At 65.1% G+C, this 1,526-nt stretch carries 1 protein-coding gene; it reads left to right on the top strand.

Annotated features, from left to right (window positions below; genetic code table 11):
- A partial coding sequence (locus tag NIE79_RS32990; protein WP_238682288.1) for a type I polyketide synthase occupies nucleotides 1-1,526 on the top strand: 1,526 nt, incomplete at both ends.

The raw sequence follows: 1,526 nt of genomic DNA, 5'->3' as shown, positions 1-1,526 counted from the left end.
CGGTGGTGCGGGTGGTCCGCTCGACGGCGGCCGCCGTTCTCGCCCTGCCCTCGGCGGATGCCCTCGGCCCGCGCCAGACGTTCAAGGCTGCCGGGTTCGATTCGCTGACAGTGGTGGAGTTGCGTCATCACCTGCACCGGGTGACCGGTTTGAGTTTGCCGACTACGTTGGCGTTCGATTATCCGACGCCTGGTGAGTTGGCTGAGTACATTCTTCAGGTGATCGCGCCGGAGTCGGCGGCGTTTTCTGCTGTGCGGGCTGGTGGCTCCGATGAGCCGATCGCGATCGTGGGTATGGCGTGTCGTTATCCCGGTGATGTCGCTACCCCGGATGACTTGTGGGATCTGGTCATCCGGGGTGGGAACGCGATCACTGGTTTCCCCGATGATCGGGGTTGGGATCTGGAGAACCTGTACCACCCTGATCCGGACCATCCCGGAACGACTTACACGACCCGCGGTGGATTCATCGCGGCCGACCGGTTCGATCCAGGCTTCTTCGGTATCTCACCGCGTGAAGCGATCGCGATGGATCCCCAGCAACGTCTGTTGCTCGAAACATCGTGGGAAGCTCTCGAAAACGCCGGTATCAAACCATCGGGGTTGCGTGGAACTACCACGGCGGTCTATACCGGGGCGACTCATAACAACTACGCCGTCGGTGACGAGGGTTACTCACTCACCGGTACCACCACCAGTGTCGCGTCCGGCCGCATCGCATACACCCTCGGTCTGCAAGGGCCCGCTGTCACGATCGACACCGCCTGTTCCTCCTCACTGGTCGCTATCCACCTCGCCGTCCAGGCGCTGCACCACGGCGAATGCGATCTGGCTCTCGCCGGTGGCGCCAACGTGATGGCCACCCCCGACCTCTTCATCCAGTTCAGCCGGCAACGTGGCCTCGCACCCGACGGACACTGCAAACCCTTCGACACCGACGCGGACGGCACTGCCTGGGCCGAAGGCGCCGGCCTCGTCGTCCTGCAACGCCTCAGCGACGCCCAGAAAGCCGGACGGCCGATCCTCGCCGTCATCCGCGCAACCGCGATCAACTCCGACGGCGCTTCCAACGGACTCACCGCACCCAACGGGCCGTCCCAGCAACGGGTCATCACCACCGCCCTGACCAACGCCGGCCTGACCCCCGCCGACGTCGACGTCGTGGAAGCCCACGGCACCGGCACCGCCCTCGGCGATCCCATCGAAGCCCAGGCACTGCTCAACACCTACGGCCAGAACCGCACCATCCCGCTGCACCTGACCGCCCTGAAATCCAACATCGGCCATACCCAGGCCGCTTCCGGCGTCGCCGGTCTCATCAAAATGGTCCACGCCCTGCACCACGCGACCATCCCCGCCACCCTGCACACCACCACCCCCACCACCCACATCGACTGGACCACCGGAAACATCCACCCCACCACCAAAACCACACCCTGGCCCACCACCGGCAGACCACGCCGCGCCGCGATCTCCGCCTTCGGCATCAGCGGCACCAACGCACACCTCATCCTCGAACAAGCACCC

It is taken from the genome of Micromonospora trifolii (assembly GCF_022229005.1).
Classification (GTDB): Bacteria; Actinomycetota; Actinomycetes; order Mycobacteriales; family Micromonosporaceae; genus Micromonospora; species Micromonospora trifolii.
The sequence above is the reverse complement of the archived record's forward strand: the minus strand, read 5'-3'. Positions and strand labels throughout refer to the sequence as shown.